Genomic DNA, 18,816 nt, shown 5'->3' on the forward strand with positions numbered 1-18,816 from the left:
CGAACAACGGCGCCGCAAAAGTGCGGCGCCGTTTGCTTTTGCGCCCGCAATGCATGAATCGCGCAGGCGAAAAAAAACCCGCCAGGGGCGGGTGTCAACTTAAAGCGGCAATGCCTTAGCGCTTGTTGACGGCGTCCTTGAACGCCTTGCCAGCCGTGAACTTGACGGTCTTGGCAGCGGGAATCTTGATGGTTTCGCCGGTCTTCGGGTTACGGCCCGTACGGGCTGCGCGCTTGCCCGAACCGAAGCTGCCGAAGCCGATCAGCTGAACCGCGTCACCCTTCGACACAGCCTTCTTGACCACTTCGAGGAGCGTGTCCAGCGTCTCGCCGGTTTGTGCCTTGCTAGCGCCCGTCTGTGCTGCGACGGCGTCGATCAGTTCCTGTTTATTCATTGAGAAGTTCCTTTCTGTGTTTAGGTTGACACGAACAGCGCGAACGCGCCGATTATACGGACGCGTGCCGCGCCGTCGAGCAGCGACGGACCCGGAGCACCCCGGCGTTTTCGCGTTGCGGCGACTAGCGTGTGTCTGATGCCGCAACGTCCGTGCTGCCGCTTCCCTGGGCGGCGCTTGCTATGATAGCGCAGCGCAAACCCAATAACGACAAGGGTTTCGAAGATTTCGCGCGGGATATGCGGGTTTTTTGGAGCTTGCAGACCTTTTTGGGGTGTCCACCCCCGCAAATCCCCCCGCGTGCGACGTTTTTCCCGCCGCACGCGTTGCGCCGCGCCAACGCAGCATGCGCGCAAACGCCGGTCCGGCAAGCGTTTGCGCCGACGCGATCGGCCTTCGCCACACGCTTTTTCCAGCCGCGCTGCTTGCCCGTTTTCTCCTCACCTCTGGCTCCGCGTTCCTCATGACCGCCACCCTGATACCCGCCACGCTCGCCTTTCGGGAAGACGGCACACCGTTTTCGCCCATCTATGGCGACGTTTATCACAGCACTGCTGGCGCATTCGCACAGGCACAAGCCGTCTTTCTGAACGGCAACGCGTTGCCGCAGCGCTGGCAAGACCGGCGGATCTTCACCGTGGTCGAAACCGGCTTCGGCCTGGGCGTGAACTTTCTCGCCACGTGGTCGGCATGGCGCGACGACCCGGCGCGCTGCGAGCGCCTGCATTTCGTTTCGGTGGAAAAACATCCGTTCGCGCGCAACGACCTGCAAAGCGCACTCGACGCAGTCGTTGCGCACACACGCGAAGCGCCGCTCGCGCGCGAACTCGTGAGCGCCTGGCCGATGCTCGTGCCGGGCACCCACCGCCTGGAATTCGAGGGCGGACGCGTCACGCTCACGCTCGTTTTCGGCGACGCGCTCGAGGTATTTCCCAAAATGTGGATGCGCGCCGATGCGATCTACCTCGACGGCTTCGCCCCGGCGAAGAATCCCGACCTCTGGTCGCCGGCCATTTTCAAGGCGCTTGCGCGCATCGCCGGCGAAGACGCCACCGTCGCGACCTGGAGCAGTTCGGGGGACGTCAAGCGCGCGCTGCAGCAAAACGGCTTCGAATACCACAAGGTGGAAGGCTTCAACGGCAAGTGGGAGATGCTGGTCGGACGCTTCGCGCCGCGCTGGCGCGTTCGCCGCTACGAGCCGCCGCTGCCGCTTGCGCTGCGCGAGCGGCACGCCGTCGTCGTGGGAGCGGGACTCGCCGGCTGTGCGCTCGTCGAGCGGCTGGCCGTGCGCGGCTGGCGCGTGACGCTGATCGAACGCAACGCCGCGCCCGCGCTCGAGGCATCGGGCAATCCGGCTGGCGTGTTTCATCCGCTGATTTCGCGCGACGACAGCAGCGCGTCACGCATCACGCGCGCGGGGTTTCTCTACGCGCTGCAACGCTGGGCCGCGCTCGGAACTGCCGGCCATGCGCCCAGGCGCTCGCACGCCGGCTTGCTCCATCTCGCCACCGACGACGAATCGCGCGCCGTCGCCGCCGCGCTGGAATCGTTCGGCTATCCCGAAGAATTCGTGCGCGCCGTCACGCGCGAGCAAGCGCAGGCGCTGGCCGGCGTCGCGCTCAATCAGGGTGGCTGGTTCTATCCGCAGGGCGGCGCGATCGACCCGGCGACGCTCTGCCGCGCCCAATGCGCCTTCGGCGCCGCGCTGCCGGGCGCGCAGGTCGAGACACGTTTCGGTGTGCGTATCGGTCACATTGCGCGCGCCGGCGAACACGAATCCGACGAATGGCAGGTGTTCGACGACGCCGGACGGCTCGTCGCCCAGGCAGCCGCGGTGATCTTCGCCAATGCCCAGGACGCCTCGCGCGCCGCCGCGCTCGCGCATGCGCCCACCCGCATCGTGCGCGGCCAGCTCACGCTCGTCGATCCCAGCCCGCTCGCGAACCTGCGCGTACCCGTGATCGGCGAGGGCTATGCGGTGCCGCTCGACGGCGGCGTCACGCTCGCGGGCGCCACCTACGAAGTCGACGACGCCGACGACGCGCTGCGCGCCGCCGGCCATACCGAGAACATCGAACGCGTCGCGCACATGCTCCCTGAGCTTGCCGCGGCCCAGAGCGAGCGCGACTTCGCGGGCCGCGTGGCGTTCCGCTGCGTCACCAGCGACCGCATGCCGATGCTCGGCCCGCTCGCCGACGAAGACGCCGCCCGCCGCGACGCCCAGCGTCTGGCCGGCGCGTGGCCGCTCGACCTGCCGCGCGCAAGCGGCCTCTACGGTGCGTATGCGTTTGGCTCGCGCGGGCTCGTGTGGGCGGGGCTGGGGGCGGAGCTGATCGCGTCGCAACTGGAAGGCGAGCCGTGGCCGCTGGAGCGGGACCTTGCGGACCAGCTGGATCCGGCGCGCTTCCTGCAGCGCGCCTTGCGCCAGCGCAGTCTTTGAACGCGTCACACGGAAGAAAGCCGCCCAGGTTATTCATGCAAGTCTGTGGATAACCGCGCGAATTGCCAGCGAATCGCGTGTGGAACCGGTGTGGACGTAAACGGGGTAACTCAGCACACCCCGTTCCAGGCCCAAAAGTTACTCTTTGAAGTGCGCACAGACCGCACATGCTTTGCGCGTGGTTGTGCGAGCGCCAACTCGCGGATTCCTTTCGGTAAACCCCGGTTATCCACAGGAAATCCAGGCCCTTGTTAACTTCTACTACGTATACATACGGTAAACAGTAAACCCCAAGCTAGCGCCATCGCTGCCGGCAAGCATGATCCAGCCGGAGCTTGAAACCCCAGACGAAAGCCGCCTCGTCGATGCGGTCATTTTTTCCGCATACGTCGTCAAAAGCGCACAATACAGACGCAATTACCGTCTTTGTCGATGCTTTCGAAGAGGTGGGGCAATTGCAAAAAAGCTATGGCACAATCGCCGTTCTTTCCGCGTCACATGCCGCATCAGACGGTCGACGCATCCAAGGAACGGTTGCCCCTCATCCTGAATCTGAGTGCTCAGGGTAGACGGCAGCGTTCGTTCATCCAACGCGGGCGCAGCCACACCACACGCAAAGCGCCCGTACCGGCTGTTCGCCGCACCGTCATGTGCCGGCGCACTGCTTTGCCGCAGCGTTTTGCCGCACTGTTTGCCCGCACTCGCCGCAGGAAGCACATATTCGCGCCAGCTCGCCCAATCGTCATATCGTCGGCCAGCCGGCTGCATGGGTTGGTGCGCAGGCAGACAACTGACGGGGAGTAGAGGTGTCGTTCGCCTCGTGCGGCACGCGGCTTGCCTGTCAGCCAGTCGTATGTCGATCTAACGTCGGACAGCCGGATTCGATCCCACGCAAGATGTCGTTGCCAAGGAGAAGCCACCACGATGAAGTCGGCGTTTTCGTTTTTTCCCGCCTGGCCGTTGCCGCTCGACGGTATTTTCTGGGCCGGGCTCGCGCTGCTCGCCGCAGGTTTGTGCGGCGAGCTTTGTTATCGGGCGTGGCGCTTGCCGCGGATCTCGGGCTATGGGGTGATCGGGCTCATTGCCGGATCGGCCGGGTTCGGCGTGATCGACACCGATGTCGGCACGTCCGCGCGGCCGCTGCTCGACGTCGCGCTCGGCCTGTTGCTGTTCGAACTGGGCAGCCGTCTAGACCTGCGCTGGATCCGCCGCAATCCCTGGCTCATCCTTTCGAGTCTTGCCGAGTCCTCGCTCACCTTCGTGCTCGTGCTCGCGGTGCTGCTGTTCCTTTCCGTGCCGACGATGATCGCGCTCGTCGTGTCCGCGATCGCCATGGCGACGTCGCCTGCGATGGTGATCCAGCTCAAGACCGAGCTGCGCGCGGAAGGCCAGGTCACGCAGCGCCTGCTCACGCTCACGGCGCTCAACAGCATGTATGCGGTGATCGTGGAAAAGCTCGCCTCGACCTGGCTGCATCAGGAAATGTACGGCAACGTGTTCGCGACGATCCTGCAGCCGCTGTATTTGCTGATCGGCTCGCTGATTCTCGCGTTCGTGCTCGCCCGCGCGTGCACGCTGTTTTACCGTCGGCTGAGCCCGCAGGACGAGCACTCGTTCGTCGCACTTTTCGGCCTCGTGCTGCTGGCGATCGCCATTGCGCACCTGCTCAAGCTCTCGACGATCCTGAGCCTGCTTGCCGCGGGCATCATCGTGAAGAATCTGGAGCCGCGCCCGCAGCTGTGGCCGCAGCATTTCGGCACGGCCGGATGGCTGCTCACGGTGATTCTGTTCGTGCTCACGCTCACCACCTTCGAGTGGCACGACATTCTCGTGGGCGGCGTGGCGGCGGCGGGGCTGATCGTCGCCCGTCTCGTGGCCAAGCTCGTCGGCGTGCTGATCTTCGCCAAGCCGAGCGGGCTGCACTGGAAGCAGGGTGTGGCGCTCGGCCTCGCCTTGACGCCCATGTCGGCGCTCGCGCTGCTGCTCGTCGAGGACACGTACGAACTCTATCCGACGTTCGATCCGCGTCTGCGCGCGATCATTCTTTGCTCGATCGTCGTGCTGCAGCTCTTCGGACCCTGGCTGGTCTATCGCGCGCTTGCGCTCGTCGGCGAACGCGGCGAAAAATGAATCTCGCGGCGCGCGCGGCCGGCGGCTTGCGCGCGACGCCCCCGACAGGAAACGCCATGTCACTTGAAACGTTTGTCGATTCGAAGCCGTTCACGTTCGGCGTCGAACTCGAAATGCAGATCGTCAACACGCACGACTACGATCTGACCAAGGCGGGGAGCGACCTCATGCGCCTCGTCAAAGATCAGGAGATTCCGGGCAATATCACGCCCGAAATCACCGAAAGCATGATCGAACTCTCCACCGGCATCTGCACGAATCACGAGCAGGCCGTGACCGATCTGCGCAAGATTCGCGACGTGCTCGTCGCCGCGGCCGATCGTCTCAACGTCGGTCTGTGCGGCGGCGGTACGCACGCGTTCCAGCAATGGAGCGACCGGCGCATCGTCGATACGCCGCGCTTTCAGTATCTGTCCGAGCTGTACGGCTACCTGGCAAAGCAGTTCACGGTGTTCGGCCAGCACGTGCATATCGGCTGCCCGGATGCGGACAGCGCGCTCTTCCTGTTGCACTCGCTTTCGCGCTTCATCCCGCATTTCATCGCGCTGTCGGCGTCGTCGCCCTATGTCCAGGGTGTGGACACCGGATTTCATTCGGCACGACTGAATTCCGTGTTCGCGTTTCCGCTGTCGGGCCGCGCGCCGTTCGTGCTGAGCTGGGAGGAGTTCAAGGAGTACTTCTCGAAGATGGTGCACACGGGCGTTGTCAACAGCATGAAAGACTTCTACTGGGACATCCGCCCGAAACCCGGCTTCGGCACGATCGAGGTGCGCGTGATGGACACGCCGCTTTCGGTGGAGCGCGCCGCCGCGATCGCCTGCTACATCCAGACGCTCGCGCGCCATCTGCTCACCGACCGACCGATCGCGCCGCTCGAGGACGACTACCTCGTGTACACGTTCAACCGCTTCCAGGCGTGCCGCTTTGGCCTGGCCGGCACCTGCGTGAATCCGCAAACGGGCGAGCGCCGTACGATTTCCGAAGACATTCTCGAAACGCTCGACCGGATCGCGCCGCACGGCGAGGTACTCGGTTCGACGCGCGCGCTCACCGAAATCGGCACGATCGCCCGTGCGCAGAACAACGACGCCACGTGGCTGCGCAGCGTCGTGGCCGAGGAAAAATCGCTGCACGAAGCGGTGCGCCAGCAGTGCCTGCGCTGGCGCGCCTGACGGAATTGGAAGGGGGGAGCCGGCGGACACACAGGACCACTGACCGATTTTCGCGGGGTGCCGGATGTGTCAGAAGCGCGCTCCGCGCCGGCAAGACAGGACGCAAGGGCAGCTTTCGGGCTGCCCTTCGTGCTTTCTGGGACCGGAAAACGGGTGGGAAGCATGCTAAAAGCGGGCCAAATACGGGGCGCGTTGGTTCCGTACGCCACTTTTTTCGAGGTGGACGAAAATTTTTTTGCCGGCTTCGAGGTACCTGGGGGTTCTTATTTTTTTGACCTGGGTCCCGACATGGTCCATATTCATGGACAGATGCCCCGTGCCTTTGTGGGTAACCTTCGTTTTCCCTGCAAACTCAATGGACTACGTAATGATTGGTTAGGCACAATCGGGCAGATTCCAGTTGCGTTCGAGACAGAAATCCGCGATAACCTGCATGGGTCGCGGGGCGACGATGGCGAGCGGCCAGGAACCTGTACACAAGGCAATGGCGTGCTTATCAACGGGTTATCCACAATTCACGTTGGATAAGTTAGCTGTGCGATTTGCCGCTCTCGCATAGAATGTCGGTTTGTTGCACCGGCGTCGGGACTTGAAGGATGTTTCCGGGGCCTGCGGCAAGAAACATGGCAGTGCAACGCATACGATGGCGTATGCGAAGCAGGAATTTTTTGAGATGGTGCGGCGCTCGGGGAACCGGGCGCCAGCGTTCCCACAGGCCGTCGGTCAAAGCGGCGGCTGACGATGCAGCGCAAGCTGCCAATAACCAGCGAAAGACTATGAGCGAAGGCGTATACGGAGAGCAGGCAGCCGGGCGGGTGACCCATAGCCTGCTGCGACTTAGCACGGCAATGCGGAGCCAGGCGTGGGACTGGGCCGAAGGGGCAGGACTCACGCCTACCCAGGGCGAAATTCTCGTGCTGCTGATGCAGCGTAAGGGGCCGATGCGCCTCGGCGAGATCGCGCGTGAAACGGCCCTCACGGCCGCGACCACCAGCGATGCGGTGAGCACGCTCGAAACCAAGGGGCTGGTCGAAAAGCGCCGTGCGCTCGACGACGGCCGCGCACTCGCGGTGCGTCTCACCTCGCGCGGCCGGACGGCGGCGAAAAAGGCCTCGCAGTGGCCCGACTTCCTGTCGAAGGCGGTCGGCACGCTGAAGGCGGACGAGCAGTCCACGCTTTATCGCACGCTGCTCAAGACGGTTTATCTGCTCGAATCGCAGGAAACCAGCCCGCAACACCGCATGTGCCTGACCTGCTCGCATTTCGAGCCGAGCAAGAACCCGAAGAAGACGCCGCATCACTGCCAGCTTCTGAACATCAACATGGCTGACACGGATCTGCGTCTCGATTGCTCGGTCTACGAACAGGCCGACGTGACGACCCAGAAGAAAAACTGGAAGATCTTCGCGGTTTAAGGCCGAAGCTGCGCCGCCGCCCCCATGCGGGCGGCGCGCGTCATGCACGGTAGTGCAAAGCATCGCGCGCGTTGGCGTGCCGACGTTGCGTGCTGACTTTGCCTGCATCGAACGCACACATGGCAATTTGTGTAGTTCTCGCAAGTATTGGCCACACGTTTTTGTCACGACCGTTGGCGCAAACGTTCGCACGCGCCGTGAAAAAGCGGTGACGTGCATGCCGCCCACAGCCGACCCGGGAATTTGCCGATGAATCGCGAAGTATTGGCTGTGCGCCATGTCTATTTCGAGGACCTCGGCAGCTTCGAGCGCGTGCTCGGCGACCGTGGACGCCCCGTGCGCTACGTCGATGTCGGCTTCGCCCGGGTTGGCGCGCTCAATCCTTTGTCGGCGTCGCTCATGGTCGTGCTCGGCGGCCCGATCAACGCGTGCGACGATGCGCGCTATCCCACACTCGTTCCCCTTGCCGCGATGATCGAAAAGCGCATCGCGGCGGGTCTGCCTACGCTTGGCATCTGCCTCGGCGCGCAACTCATTGCGCGCGTGCTCGGTGCGCGCGTGTATGCGGGACCCCAGGCCGAGATCGGCTGGACGCCACTCACGCTCACCGACGCCGGCCACGCCTCGCCGCTGCAGCACCTCGACGGCGCGGCGACCTCCATGCTGCACTGGCATGGCGATACCTTCGATCTGCCGCAGGGCGCGACGCGCCTCGCTTCCACGCCGCTATGCGAGAACCAGGCGTTTTCCTGGGGCGACTACGTGCTCGGCCTGCAGTGCCATCCCGAAGTGCGCGCCGACCGTTTCGAGCCATGGCTGATCGGTCATGCCGCTGAGATCGCCGGCGCGGGCGTGGACGTGAACGCGCTGCGCGACGACACGGCGCGCCACGGGCCGCTCCTCGAAGCGCAGGCGAGCCGCATGTTCGGCGAATGGCTCGACGCCGTCGACGCACAGATGGCCGCGCGCCAACCCTGACCCGCGCCTGAACCCAGCTTGATCGACCTCGCGCGGGCGCACGCCGCGCAGGCGTGGTGTGCCTTGTCGAACGCGTGAAAAAAGCGCGTGCTATTCTCGGACGCTTCTGCCAACCGTCCGTGGACCTCCCATGAGCAAGCTCTTCACTCCGCTCGAACTGCGTGGCGTGATGCTCCCCAATCGCATCGTCGTTTCGCCGATGTGCCAGTACTCCGCCGAGCGCGGCGAAGCCAACGACTGGCACATGATCCATCTCGGCCACCTGGCGCTTTCGGGCGCCGCGATGCTCTGCATCGAAGCGACGGCCGTCGAGCCTGACGGCCGCATCACGCCGGGCTGTCTTGGCCTGTGGGACGACGTGACCGAAGCCGCGCTCGAGCCCGTGATCGCCGCCATCCGCCGTCATTCGCCTGTCCGCATCGCCATGCAGATCTCGCACGCGGGGCGCAAGGCGTCGAGTCACGTGCCCTGGGAGGGCGGCCAGCTGATTTCGGTTGCCGACGGCGGGTGGCTGCCGCACGCGCCTTCGGCGCTCGCGCACAAGGAGGGCGAGGCGCCGCCGCTCGCACTCGACGTGGCGGGTCTGAATCGCGTGCGCGATGCGTTCGTGGCCACGGCGCGCCGCGCTGTGCGTCTTGGCATCGACGCCCTCGAAATCCACGCGGCGCACGGCTATTTACTGCACCAATTTCTCTCGCCGATCGCGAACCAGCGCAGCGACGAGTACGGCGGCTCGCGCGAAAACCGCATGCGCTTTCCGCTCGAAGTGTTCGACGCCGTGCGCGCCGAGTTTCCCGCCGATCGCCCGATCGGCGTGCGCGTTTCGGCAACGGATTGGGTCGATGGCGGCTGGACGCCTGATGACACCGTGGTCTTCGCGCAGGCGCTCAAGGCGCGCGGCGCGGACTGGATCGACGTGTCGTCGGGCGGCGTGTCGCCGCTGCAAAAGATTCCGCTCGAGCCCGGCTATCAAGTGCCGTTCGCGCGCAAGGTGAAGGCCGAAACCGGCCTGACGACGATTGCGGTGGGCCTCATCACCGACGCCTTGCAGGCCAACCAGATCATCGAAGACGGCGAAGCCGACATGATCGCGATGGCGCGCGCCATGCTCTACGATCCGCGCTGGCCGTGGCACGCCGCGGCGCAACTCGGCGCGAGCGTGAGCGCGCCGCCGCAATACTGGCGCTCGCAACCGCGCGAGTTGAAGAAGCTGTTCGGCGAGACGACGCTCGGGCAGCGCTGAAGCACGCTGCGCGTCGCGGTTTCTCACGGCGCATATGGGTTGAACGAAAGAGGCGCGAGCGTGTACGATGCCGTCTGTGGCGCGCCGGGCGTCGCATGAGCGCGGCGCCCAATCGGCGCCGCGTTTGCGTACGGAGCGCGACGAGCCAGGACGCGAGGTTGGATGCAAGGGCCGATGCAAGGCCAGGCAGACCGCCAGGCACGGCTTCATGAGAGAGCCGCAGACGGCGTGCGGGAGGACATGTTCCACGCCGCCTGTCATGACCGGGACAGTCTCCCCCAGTACTTCACAAGGATTCATTCAATGAGTGAACGCAGGATCGTCGTGCGCCAGTCGGGCGTGCACGGCAAGGGCGTGTTTGCGGCGGTCTCCATTGCGACCGGCGAACGACTGATCGAATACAAGGGCGAGCGCATCTCCTGGAAGGAAGCGCTGCGGCGTCATCCGCATAATCCAGACGAACCGAATCACACGTTCTATTTCGCGCTCGACGATGGCGACGTGATCGACGGCAAGGTGAAGGGCAACAGCGCGCGCTGGATCAATCACTCGTGCGCGCCGAACTGCGAAGCCGAGGAGATCGAAGGGCACGTCTATATTCACGCGCTGCGCGATATCCCCGAGGGCGAGGAGCTCTTTTACGACTACGGCCTCGTGATCGACGCGAAGCAGACGAAGAAGCTCAAGCGCGAATACGAATGCCGTTGCGGCGCCCGCAAGTGCCGCGGCACGATGCTCGCACCGCCCGACGACGACAAGTCTGCGAAGGGCGCGAAAGCGTCGAAAAGCAAGAGCAAAAAGAAGAAGTAAGCGGTGCGACGCGCGTCGCACCGCATCAAGCACAAGGGCCGCATGAGCGGCCCTTGTCGTTTCTCTGGCACTTGCAACGTCAGAGATCGATGCTTGCCTGGTGGGTCGGTTTCTTCTCACGCGGCGGCTCGTCGGCCTCGACCGTACGCAGATGCGCGGTCTCGGAGGCGGCGGCCTCCTTGCTGTCTTTCCTGTCGCTGGCGTCCTTGCCGCCAGGCGCGCTGCGACGCGCGAGCGGCACGCGCACGATGAAGCGCGCGCCGCCTTCCGGCGCATCTTCGTAATGCACGCTGCCCCGATGCAGCGTCATGATGTCGTGGACGATCGCGAGGCCCAGGCCCGCGCCGCTATCCACACCGCTTTCGCTCTGACCGTCGCCGCGGAAGAAGCGTTTGAAGAGATCCGCCTGCTGCGAAGCGGGCACGCCGCTGCCGTTGTCTTCCACGACGATCTCGGCCATCGGCAGGCCCTCCACGGAGGACTGCGAAACGGTTACGGTGATGCGCGCGCCTTCGAAACGCGCGGGGGGCAAATATTTGAGCGCGTTGTCGAGCAGATTCGCGATGACCTCGTGCAGCAGCACGGGGTTGCCGCGCACCATCAACGGCGTGTCGTTTTCGGGATCGTCGAGGCGCTGGAAGCCGAGATCGACGCGGCTCGCCAGCGCCCGCGGCACCCACTCGGCGCCTGTCTCGAAGGCGAGCGCGGCCATGTCGATATCGACGAAGCGCGCGGCCTGTTCACCCGGCTCCGCACGCGCGAGCGAGAGCAACTGATTCGACAGACGCACCGCGCGATCGGCGGCCGCACGCAGCTCGCGCACCGCGTCGTTGACCTTTTGCGGCTCGCGCGCGTTCACGGCCTGCTCGGCGTGCAGCTTCACCGCGGTGAGCGGCGTACGCAGCTGGTGGGCGGCGTCGGCGATGAACTTGCGCTGCGCGTCGAGCGCGGTCTTCAGGCGGCCGAGCAGTGCGTTCAGCGCGCCCGTGAGCGGACGGATCTCGACCGGCACGTAGGTCTCGTCCACGGGTTCGAGCGACGTGTGCGTCTGGCGGTTGAGCGAGTCGGCGAGCGCGGTGAGCGGGTTGAGCTGCTGGTTGACCACGCGCCACACGATGACCCAGCCGGCGAGCAGCAGGAGCAGCAACGGCATCATGATCGCGACGAGAAATTCGGCAGCGATGCGAAAGCGATGATGCACCGGCTGACCGACTTCCACGACGATCGGATTGCCATGCGTCTGCGGCACGCGCACCTGGGCGACGCGCACGGTCACGCCCTGATAGATCGTTTCGAACACGTACGCGTAATGCATGCGGCGCACGTTGGTGCCCTGCAGCGGCAGGTCGCGGTCGCCCGCGATTTCCGTTTCGCCGTTGCTGATCCGATAGACGAGGTGCTCGACGGGGTCGGAAAACATCGCCTGCGCGAGTGGCGGGACGGTATTGGCGGCATCGTCGCCGGCGATCTGGATCTGCCGGGAAATGGCCGTGGCGAGGTCGGCGAGCGAGCGGTCGACCACGTGCTGCGTGTACTGCCAGGCGAGCCAATAGGCGATCAGGCCGCTCATCAGCGCGAGCAGCGAAAGCGGGGCGGCTAGGCGCCGTAGCAGCGTGCGCCGCAGGCTCGTTGCGGCAGGTGAGGACATGATGGCTTCGGTGCGAATGATGAATCGTGGGTGCGGCGGCGCGCGCTGCACGGGACCGATCCATTGTACGCGGGCCGCGGGCGTGGCGGCTCAAGTGCCGGTGAGGCGCCAGAAGCCGGTGCCATCAAGCACAAACGGCGGCGGAGTGCTCCGCCGCCGCTAGCTGGCTCGGAAAACGAGGCGGATCAGGCCGCCTGGCGGATTTCCTGCAGCAGATAGCCGAAGCCGCGCACCGTGACGATCTCGACACGGCAGTTCTCGAGCTTTTTGCGTACGCGGTGCACGTAGACTTCGATCGCGGTGTCGCCGAGGTCGCCGCCGAAGTGCGTGAGGTGGTCCTGCAGTTGCGCCTTGCTCACCACGCGGCCGTGACGCAGCAGCAGCATTTCGAGCACGGCGAACTCGCGCGGCGAGAGTTCGAGCGGCTTGTCGTCGTTGAAGATGCGGCGATCGACGCCCGACAGGCGCACGCCGCCGAGCGACACTTCGGGGCGCGGCACGTCGCCGTGCGGGCCGCTGCGGCGCATCACGGCGCGAATGCGCGCTTCGAGCTCGGCCGGTTCGAACGGCTTGAGCATGTAGTCATCGGCGCCGGAATTCAGGCCCTGGACGCGGTCGTTCAGTTCGTCGCGCGCGGTAAGCACGATGACGGGCGTATGCCGGTTGCTTTGGCGAAAGCGCGAAAGCAGCGTCATGCCGTCGATGCCCGGCAGCCCGAGATCGAGGATCACGAGCTCATGGCGATTCTGCGTGAGGGCCTGTTCGGCGAAAATGCCGTCGTGGACCATGTCGACCGTGAAGCCGGCTTGTTCGAGGCTGGACTGGATACCGCGTGCGATAGGGCGGTCGTCTTCGATCAGAAGGAGTCGCATGGGATTCGCTCAAGTACAATAGGTTTTAGCGTTCAGGCACGCAGTTCGCAAAGCGTCGCTTGCTGGCCACGAGGCACAGCCCGACGGTTGCGCGATCACGATCCACATGTCCGATATTTCAATCACCGAACTCGAAGCCGCGATCAACTTCTGGCGCAACCGCTCGCCTTCGATTGGCGATGAACTCGCGTTGTGCCAGGAGGCGAGTGCGCTCTCCAAGCCTTATGCGCTGCTGATTGTACAGCGTCAGAACGCCATATCACCGGAACGTTTAGACCCGATTGCCCGCGCTGCCTGGGAGTCTTACGTATCCATCAAGAATAGCCTTCAAAGCTGAAGGTTTGAAGGCCCAGCACCCTGCATTATGCTTTCATGGCGCGCTGTGCGCTCGTTGTGTGCGCTCGCCGTGCGCACAGCGTACCCATGCTTAGTACCGCTGCTTATGCGCTGAGCGGTCCTGGCGCGATCGAATCGATGAAGCGCGCGAGTTCGATGTCGCGCGAGGTGAGGCCGTCGGCTTCGTGAGTGGAAAGCGTGATCTCCACGCGGTTGTACACGTTGAACCACTCGGGGTGATGGTTCATTTCCTGCGCCTTGATGGCGACGCGCGTCATGAAGCCGAAGGCTTCGTTGAAGTCGGCGAAGCGGAAATGGCGCTGGATCGCATCGCGGCCGGCGACGGCCTGCCAGCCGCGCAGGTCGGCGAGTTGCGATGCGCGCTCTTCGGATGTGAGTCGGTTGATCATCGTTGCACCTGTATTGAGCTTGAGGCCTGGCGTGCGCCATTAGCCGATCAGCCATTTTTTCACGTATAGGGCACGCGTGCGAGCGCTCGAATCAAGGAACGCGCGCTTGCTGCGGCGCAAAGCCCGCGTGTCGTTCAGACGTCGCCGTCGTCGAGCCAGCCCTCGCGCGTGCCGCGCGTGATGATCGTGTCGCTGTGCAGCACGTCGCCTGCCGCGTGAGGCTGCGCCGCGATGAGCGCCGCCGGATCGGTCAGGCGCGAAGCAATGCCCGCGCCCAGCGCGTCGAAAAGCTGGGCGAACGAGTCGATCACGAAGTAGGTCTTCTGGAACGTGTCGATGCGATAGCGCGTGCGCAGCACGCGGTCGAGGTCGAACGCGAGCCGGTTGGGCGCCCCGCTCTCCACGCTGTATAGCGTCTCGCCCTTGCTCGAGACGATGCCGGCGCCGTAGATTTTCACGCCGTTGGGCGCGCTCGCATCGCGCATCAAGCCGAACTCCACCGTGTACCAGTAGAGCCGCGCGAGCAACGGCAACGCGCGTTCCTCGACGGCGAGCGCGGCGCGGCCATAGGCGTGAATCGCATCGGCGAAAGTGGGGTCGGTGAGCAGCGGGACATGGCCGAACAGGTCGTGAAAACAGTCGGGTTCCTCCAGATAGTCGAGCTGATCGGGACGGCGCATCCACCAGGTGACCGGAAAGCGCCGGTTCGCAAGGTGCTCGAAGAAAATGCGCTCGGGCACGAGGCCCGGCACGGCCACGATGCGCCAGCCGGTTGCGGCCATCAGGCGCTCGCTCACCTGCGCGAAGGACGGAACGTGGGAAACATTCAGGCCGATGCGCAACGCACCCTCCATGAAGGCATCGCAGGCGCGGCCTTCGAGCAGGGCGCGCTGGCGCCGGTAGAGCTGGTCCCAGACGGCGTGATCGGCCGCGCCGTAGCGTGCGAGCGGCTGGTCGATCGTGAAATCGGGACGGGTGGTGAGACCCGCGTCGAACTGCTCCTGCAGTTTCGCGGTGGCGGCGGCCATGTTCGTAACGCTCCACTAAAAAGGCTTGCTGTCATGCAAGTCTAGAGCGGTTGGCGCGCGGCATGTGCGCGTACTCCATGGGATGCGGCTAGCATATGCAATAATCGAGCGTAACATCGTCAATTAATGCGGAATTTATTCATGCTTGAACTCGACCATTTCGATCTGGCGCTGCTCGACGTCTTGCAGCGCTTTGGCCGCGCCACGCATCAGCAGCTTGGCGAGCAGGTGCCGCTCTCGCCTTCGCAGATCGGCAGGCGGCTGCAGCGCCTCGAGGCGTCAGGGGTGATCGACGGCTATCGCGTGGTGCTGCGGCCCGAAAAACTCGGGCTGGGCGTGACCGCGTTCACGAGCCTGAAGCTCAAGCATCATGGGGATTCGATCATCGAGCAGTTCCAGCAGCAGATCGACGTGCTGCCCGAAGTGCTCGAATGCCATGCCGTGGTGGGAGACGCCGATTATTTGCTGCGCATCGTCGCGCCCGATCTGAACGCGCTCTCGACCTTCGTCATGAAGAAGCTCATGCGCGTGCCCGGCGTGGACAGCGTGCGCTCGAACATCGTGCTCACCACGTTCAAGCGCAACGGGCCGCTGCCGCTCGGGCATCTGGAGCCGGGCGCGCCGGCGGCGTGAGCTGAGGGGGCCAGGGCGGGCCGCAAGGGCCCGCCTGGCCGTTTTACCGATGTCAGGCCGCGCTGGCCGTATTGAGCAGATCCACGTAAGCCACCGCGACGAGATCGCTTTCGTCCACGCCGAGCTTCGCGAACACCGCGTGCGCTTCGGCTTCGCCGCCTTGCTCGTCGTCCTCGGGGCCGAGCACCACTTCCAGCTCGACGAAGTCGCCCAGGCCATCCACGCGGTCCAGATGGATGCGCGTGCGGCCCGCCAGATACACGTGGCGCTCCTTCGAGACGATGCCGCGCGTGGTGAGCGCCGTGGCGAGCAGCGAGTGCATGGCCTCGGCATTGGTGACGGGGCTGCGCGTGTAGTACGAGGCCTTCGGGCCGTCGCGGTCGTCGCGCTGATAGAAGATCAGCTCGGGCGGCGTGCCGTCGTCGAACTGGCGCAGCTTCAGGCGGCCGCGCGGTACGTCGTAGAAGAAGTCCTGCTGGCGAAAGATCAGCGGAGCGTCGGTGGCGAGCTGGGAAGCGCGATCGCGCAGGACGTCGAATTGACGGGCGCGGGCTTTGATTTCGATGTTGCGGGCCATGCAAGGCTCCTGTCGAACGAAGAGAACAAGGGGGAACGATGGGAGAGGCTGGAAACGCGCCGCGCAGGGTGAGCACACCGGTGGGCGTGCCGAAAACGCGGAGCGAATTCCCAATCTATCAAAACTTGTGTGACAGCGCTGTTACGCGAGCAGGCCGGCGCTAACGTCAGACATGAACGGCGCATGCGCGTCTTTATGAGCGCGGCTCATATCGCCCACTGCGTTTCGATCGACTTGAGCGCTGCCGCGATGGTGGGCTCGTCGCGCCGCGCGGCGAGCGTGATGAAGGTGAGTTCCGTGGGCACCGTCACGCCTTCGACGATGGTGAGCCCGTGCGCGTGCGCTTCGGCGAGGGCCGTGGAATCGCGTGCGAGCGTGAGGCCCACGCCCGACTTCACGAGATCGAGCATCGACGGCTCCTGGTCGACCTCGGCTACCTTCACGGGCTTGGCATGCGCGGCCTCGAACAGCGTGGTGAGCAGGCGATTGTGCGCGGAGGCGGGCGGTGTCCAGATCCACGGCAGCGCGGCGAGTGCGCGCCAGTCGCGCGCATCCTTCACGCGGTCTTTCCAGCCCGCGGGCGCGAGCACGCGGTACTGGAAGCGCGTGAGCGTGATGGCGTGGAACGTATCGGGGTCGGGTGTCGGCTGGCCAATGTAGTAGCCCACGTCGAGCTCGCGCGAGCGCACCTGGTCGAGCACCCAGCCCGACATGCCGTGGCGCAGCGCCGTTTCGATCTGCGGCCAGGTTTCGACGAGCTGGCGCAGAAAGCCGCCGAGGCGCAGGAACGCCGGATCGAGAATGGTCCCGATGCGCAAGCGCCCGCGGACCTCGTGTCGCAGTGCAGCAGCGGCGCGCAGCACGTCGCCGGCGGCGGCGAGCGCGCGTTCGGCGTGCGGCAGCAGCGCCTGGCCGTCGCGCGTGAGCGCGAGACCGTGCGAAGTGCGCGTGAAGAGCGTGACGCCCAGCGCCTCCTGCAAATGCTTGATCTGCAGGCTCACCGCCGGCTGCGTGAGATGCAAATGGGTGGCCGCGCGCGTGAGGTTCCCCTCGCGCGCGACCGTGACAAACGCTCGGAGCAAGGTCAGGTCCATATCCTGATATTAAACCGCCTTATATCGCTGTTGAGCATTAATCATTGGATCGCGCCCAGGCCTCGCGATTACGCTAATTAGATCGAGGCTTCACGACAAAAGAGGCACACCCATGGGCGAGACACATCAGAACGAAGCCGGCGTACGCATGCTGACCCACTTCGTCAACGGCAAGCCGCTGGCTGGAACGAGCGAGCGTCATGGCGACGTCTTCAATCCGGCGTTCGGCAAAGTGAGCGCGCGCGTGCCGCTCGCCAGCGTGGCGGAGGTCGACGCCGCCGTTGCCGCCGCGCAGGCCGCGTTTCCCGCGTGGGCGGAGATGGCGCCCATCAAGCGCGCGCGCATTCTCTTCAAGTTCAAGGATCTGCTCGACCAGCATCACGACGAACTCGCCGAACTCATTACGCGCGAACACGGCAAGGTGTTCTCCGACGCGAAGGGCGAGGTGATGCGCGGCATCGAGGTGGTCGAGTTCGCGTGCGGCATTCCCAATCTGCTGAAGACCGATTTCACCGACCAGATCGGCGGCGGCATCGACAACTGGAATCTGCGCCAGCCGCTAGGTGTCGTGGCGGGCATCACGCCGTTCAACTTCCCCATGATGGTGCCGTGCTGGATGTTCCCGATCGCGCTCGCCTGCGGCAACACGTTCGTGCTGAAGCCTTCGGAGCGCGATCCTTCCGCTTCGGTGCGGCTTGCCGAACTGCTCAAGGAAGCGGGGCTGCCCGACGGCGTATTCAACGTCGTGCACGGCGACAAGGTGGCCGTGGACGCGCTGCTGGCGCATCCCGACGTCACCGCGCTGTCGTTCGTCGGCTCGACGCCGATTGCCGAGTACATCTACACGGAAGGCACGAAGCACGGCAAGCGTGTGCAGGCGCTGGGCGGCGCCAAGAATCACCTCGTCGTGATGCCCGACGCGGACCTCGACCAGGCCGTCGATGCGCTGATCGGCGCGGCCTACGGCTCGGCCGGCGAGCGCTGCATGGCGATCTCGGTGGCGGTGGCCGTGGGCCATATCGCCGACGAACTCGTCGAGCGCCTCACGCCGCGCGTGAAGTCGCTGCAGATCGGCAGCGGCATGGACGGCGCCTCGGAAATGGGGCCGCTCGTCACGGGCGTGCATCGCGCGAAAGTGCAGGGCTATATCGAGGCGGGCGTGGCGGCGGGCGCGAAGCTTGTCGTGGATGGGCGCGGCCACAAGGTGGACGGTCATGAGGACGGCTTCTTCCTCGGCGGCACGCTGTTCGACGACGTGAAGACCGACATGACGATCTACAAGGAAGAGATCTTCGGTCCGGTGCTGTCGGTCGTGCGCGTGCCCGATTTCGCGAGCGCCGTCGAGTTGATCAACGCGCACGAATTCGCCAACGGCGTGTCGTGCTACACCTCGGACGGCGGCGTCGCGCGCGCCTTCTCGCGCCAGATCAAGGTGGGGATGGTGGGCATCAACGTGCCGATTCCGGTGCCGATGGCGTGGCACTCGTTCGGCGGCTGGAAGCGCTCGCTGTTCGGCGATCATCATGCCTACGGCGAGGAAGGCGTGCGCTTCTACACGCGCTACAAGAGCATCATGCAACGCTGGCCCGACAGTATCGCCAAGGGCGCGGAGTTCACCATGCCGGTGGCGAAGTAG

16 protein-coding genes and 1 pseudogene are annotated in these 18,816 nt (G+C 64.9%); 10 read left to right on the top strand and 7 right to left on the bottom strand.

From position 1 onward, the window contains the following. Window positions 1–115 precede the first annotated feature (115 nt). Window positions 116–394 (bottom strand): HU family DNA-binding protein, encoded by a 279-nt coding sequence (locus tag A3CW_RS0109085; protein WP_027815965.1) that lies wholly within the window; start codon window positions 392–394, stop codon window positions 116–118. A gap of 463 nt (window positions 395–857) precedes the next feature. Between A3CW_RS0109085 and mnmC the strand changes: the two genes are divergently transcribed. The 7 genes from mnmC to A3CW_RS0109120 all read left to right on the top strand — a co-directional run bounded on the left by mnmC (window position 858) and on the right by A3CW_RS0109120 (window position 10,582). Beyond that, window positions 858–2,834, top strand: coding sequence for a bifunctional tRNA (5-methylaminomethyl-2-thiouridine)(34)-methyltransferase MnmD/FAD-dependent 5-carboxymethylaminomethyl-2-thiouridine(34) oxidoreductase MnmC (gene mnmC / locus A3CW_RS0109090; RefSeq protein ID WP_028203275.1), 1,977 nt, complete (start codon window positions 858–860; stop codon window positions 2,832–2,834). 924 nt (window positions 2,835–3,758) lie between these two features. Beyond that, window positions 3,759–4,964, top strand: coding sequence for a cation:proton antiporter (locus A3CW_RS0109095; protein WP_028203276.1), 1,206 nt, complete (start codon window positions 3,759–3,761; stop codon window positions 4,962–4,964). Window positions 4,965–5,020: 56 nt separating this feature from the next. Continuing rightward, window positions 5,021–6,136, top strand: coding sequence for a YbdK family carboxylate-amine ligase (locus A3CW_RS0109100; RefSeq protein ID WP_028203277.1), 1,116 nt, complete (start codon window positions 5,021–5,023; stop codon window positions 6,134–6,136). Window positions 6,137–6,912: 776 nt separating this feature from the next. Beyond that, window positions 6,913–7,551 carry a MarR family winged helix-turn-helix transcriptional regulator gene (locus tag A3CW_RS0109105; protein ID WP_028203278.1) on the top strand — a complete coding sequence of 213 codons (639 nt, stop codon included), beginning with the start codon at window positions 6,913–6,915 and terminating at the stop codon, window positions 7,549–7,551. A 249-nt stretch (window positions 7,552–7,800) separates the two neighbouring features. Then, a complete protein-coding gene (locus A3CW_RS0109110; RefSeq protein ID WP_028203279.1) occupies window positions 7,801–8,529 on the top strand; it encodes a glutamine amidotransferase in 729 nt (242 codons plus the stop codon). 130 nt (window positions 8,530–8,659) lie between these two features. After that, the gene (locus A3CW_RS0109115; protein WP_028203280.1) at window positions 8,660–9,772 is read left to right on the top strand and encodes an NADH:flavin oxidoreductase/NADH oxidase; all 1,113 of its coding nucleotides are present in this window, start codon (window positions 8,660–8,662) and stop codon (window positions 9,770–9,772) included. A 303-nt stretch (window positions 9,773–10,075) separates the two neighbouring features. After that, entirely contained in the window at window positions 10,076–10,582 is a 507-nt protein-coding gene (locus A3CW_RS0109120; protein ID WP_028203281.1) for an SET domain-containing protein, read from the top strand. Window positions 10,583–10,661: 79 nt separating this feature from the next. On the opposite strand, the gene A3CW_RS0109125 is transcribed toward A3CW_RS0109120, so the two are convergent. Further along, complete coding sequence (locus A3CW_RS0109125; RefSeq protein ID WP_028203282.1) at window positions 10,662–12,230, bottom strand: sensor histidine kinase; 1,569 nt, start codon at window positions 12,228–12,230, stop codon at window positions 10,662–10,664. Between the two features lie 185 nt (window positions 12,231–12,415). Continuing rightward, window positions 12,416–13,102 (bottom strand): response regulator transcription factor, encoded by a 687-nt coding sequence (locus A3CW_RS0109130; RefSeq protein WP_027815974.1) that lies wholly within the window; start codon window positions 13,100–13,102, stop codon window positions 12,416–12,418. A gap of 106 nt (window positions 13,103–13,208) precedes the next feature. Between A3CW_RS0109130 and A3CW_RS0109135 the strand changes: the two genes are divergently transcribed. Beyond that, the gene (locus A3CW_RS0109135; RefSeq protein ID WP_028203283.1) at window positions 13,209–13,439 is read left to right on the top strand and encodes a DUF3717 domain-containing protein; all 231 of its coding nucleotides are present in this window, start codon (window positions 13,209–13,211) and stop codon (window positions 13,437–13,439) included. A gap of 103 nt (window positions 13,440–13,542) precedes the next feature. Here the strand turns inward: A3CW_RS0109135 and A3CW_RS0109140 are convergent. Both A3CW_RS0109140 and phhA read right to left on the bottom strand, forming a co-directional pair. After that, a pseudogene (locus tag A3CW_RS0109140) lies at window positions 13,543–13,857 on the bottom strand (4a-hydroxytetrahydrobiopterin dehydratase); the annotation flags it as partial. Window positions 13,858–13,982: 125 nt separating this feature from the next. Next, a complete protein-coding gene (gene phhA / locus A3CW_RS0109145; RefSeq protein ID WP_028203285.1) occupies window positions 13,983–14,876 on the bottom strand; it encodes a phenylalanine 4-monooxygenase in 894 nt (297 codons plus the stop codon). A gap of 141 nt (window positions 14,877–15,017) precedes the next feature. Here phhA and A3CW_RS0109150 point away from each other — a divergent pair, with 141 nt between their 5' ends. Further along, entirely contained in the window at window positions 15,018–15,509 is a 492-nt protein-coding gene (locus tag A3CW_RS0109150) for an Lrp/AsnC family transcriptional regulator (protein WP_028203286.1), read from the top strand. Window positions 15,510–15,561: 52 nt separating this feature from the next. On the opposite strand, the gene A3CW_RS0109155 is transcribed toward A3CW_RS0109150, so the two are convergent. Both A3CW_RS0109155 and A3CW_RS0109160 read right to left on the bottom strand, forming a co-directional pair. After that, on the bottom strand, window positions 15,562–16,086 hold the full coding sequence (locus tag A3CW_RS0109155) for a class IV adenylate cyclase (RefSeq protein ID WP_028203287.1): 525 nt from the start codon (window positions 16,084–16,086) through the stop codon (window positions 15,562–15,564). 206 nt (window positions 16,087–16,292) lie between these two features. Next, window positions 16,293–17,180 carry a LysR family transcriptional regulator gene (locus A3CW_RS0109160; protein WP_028203288.1) on the bottom strand — a complete coding sequence of 296 codons (888 nt, stop codon included), beginning with the start codon at window positions 17,178–17,180 and terminating at the stop codon, window positions 16,293–16,295. A 112-nt stretch (window positions 17,181–17,292) separates the two neighbouring features. Between A3CW_RS0109160 and A3CW_RS0109165 the strand changes: the two genes are divergently transcribed. Further along, complete coding sequence (locus tag A3CW_RS0109165) at window positions 17,293–18,816, top strand: CoA-acylating methylmalonate-semialdehyde dehydrogenase (RefSeq protein ID WP_028203289.1); 1,524 nt, start codon at window positions 17,293–17,295, stop codon at window positions 18,814–18,816.

Origin of the sequence: Paraburkholderia nodosa DSM 21604 (assembly GCF_000519185.1) — a bacterium.
GTDB lineage: Bacteria > Pseudomonadota > Gammaproteobacteria > Burkholderiales > Burkholderiaceae > Paraburkholderia > Paraburkholderia nodosa.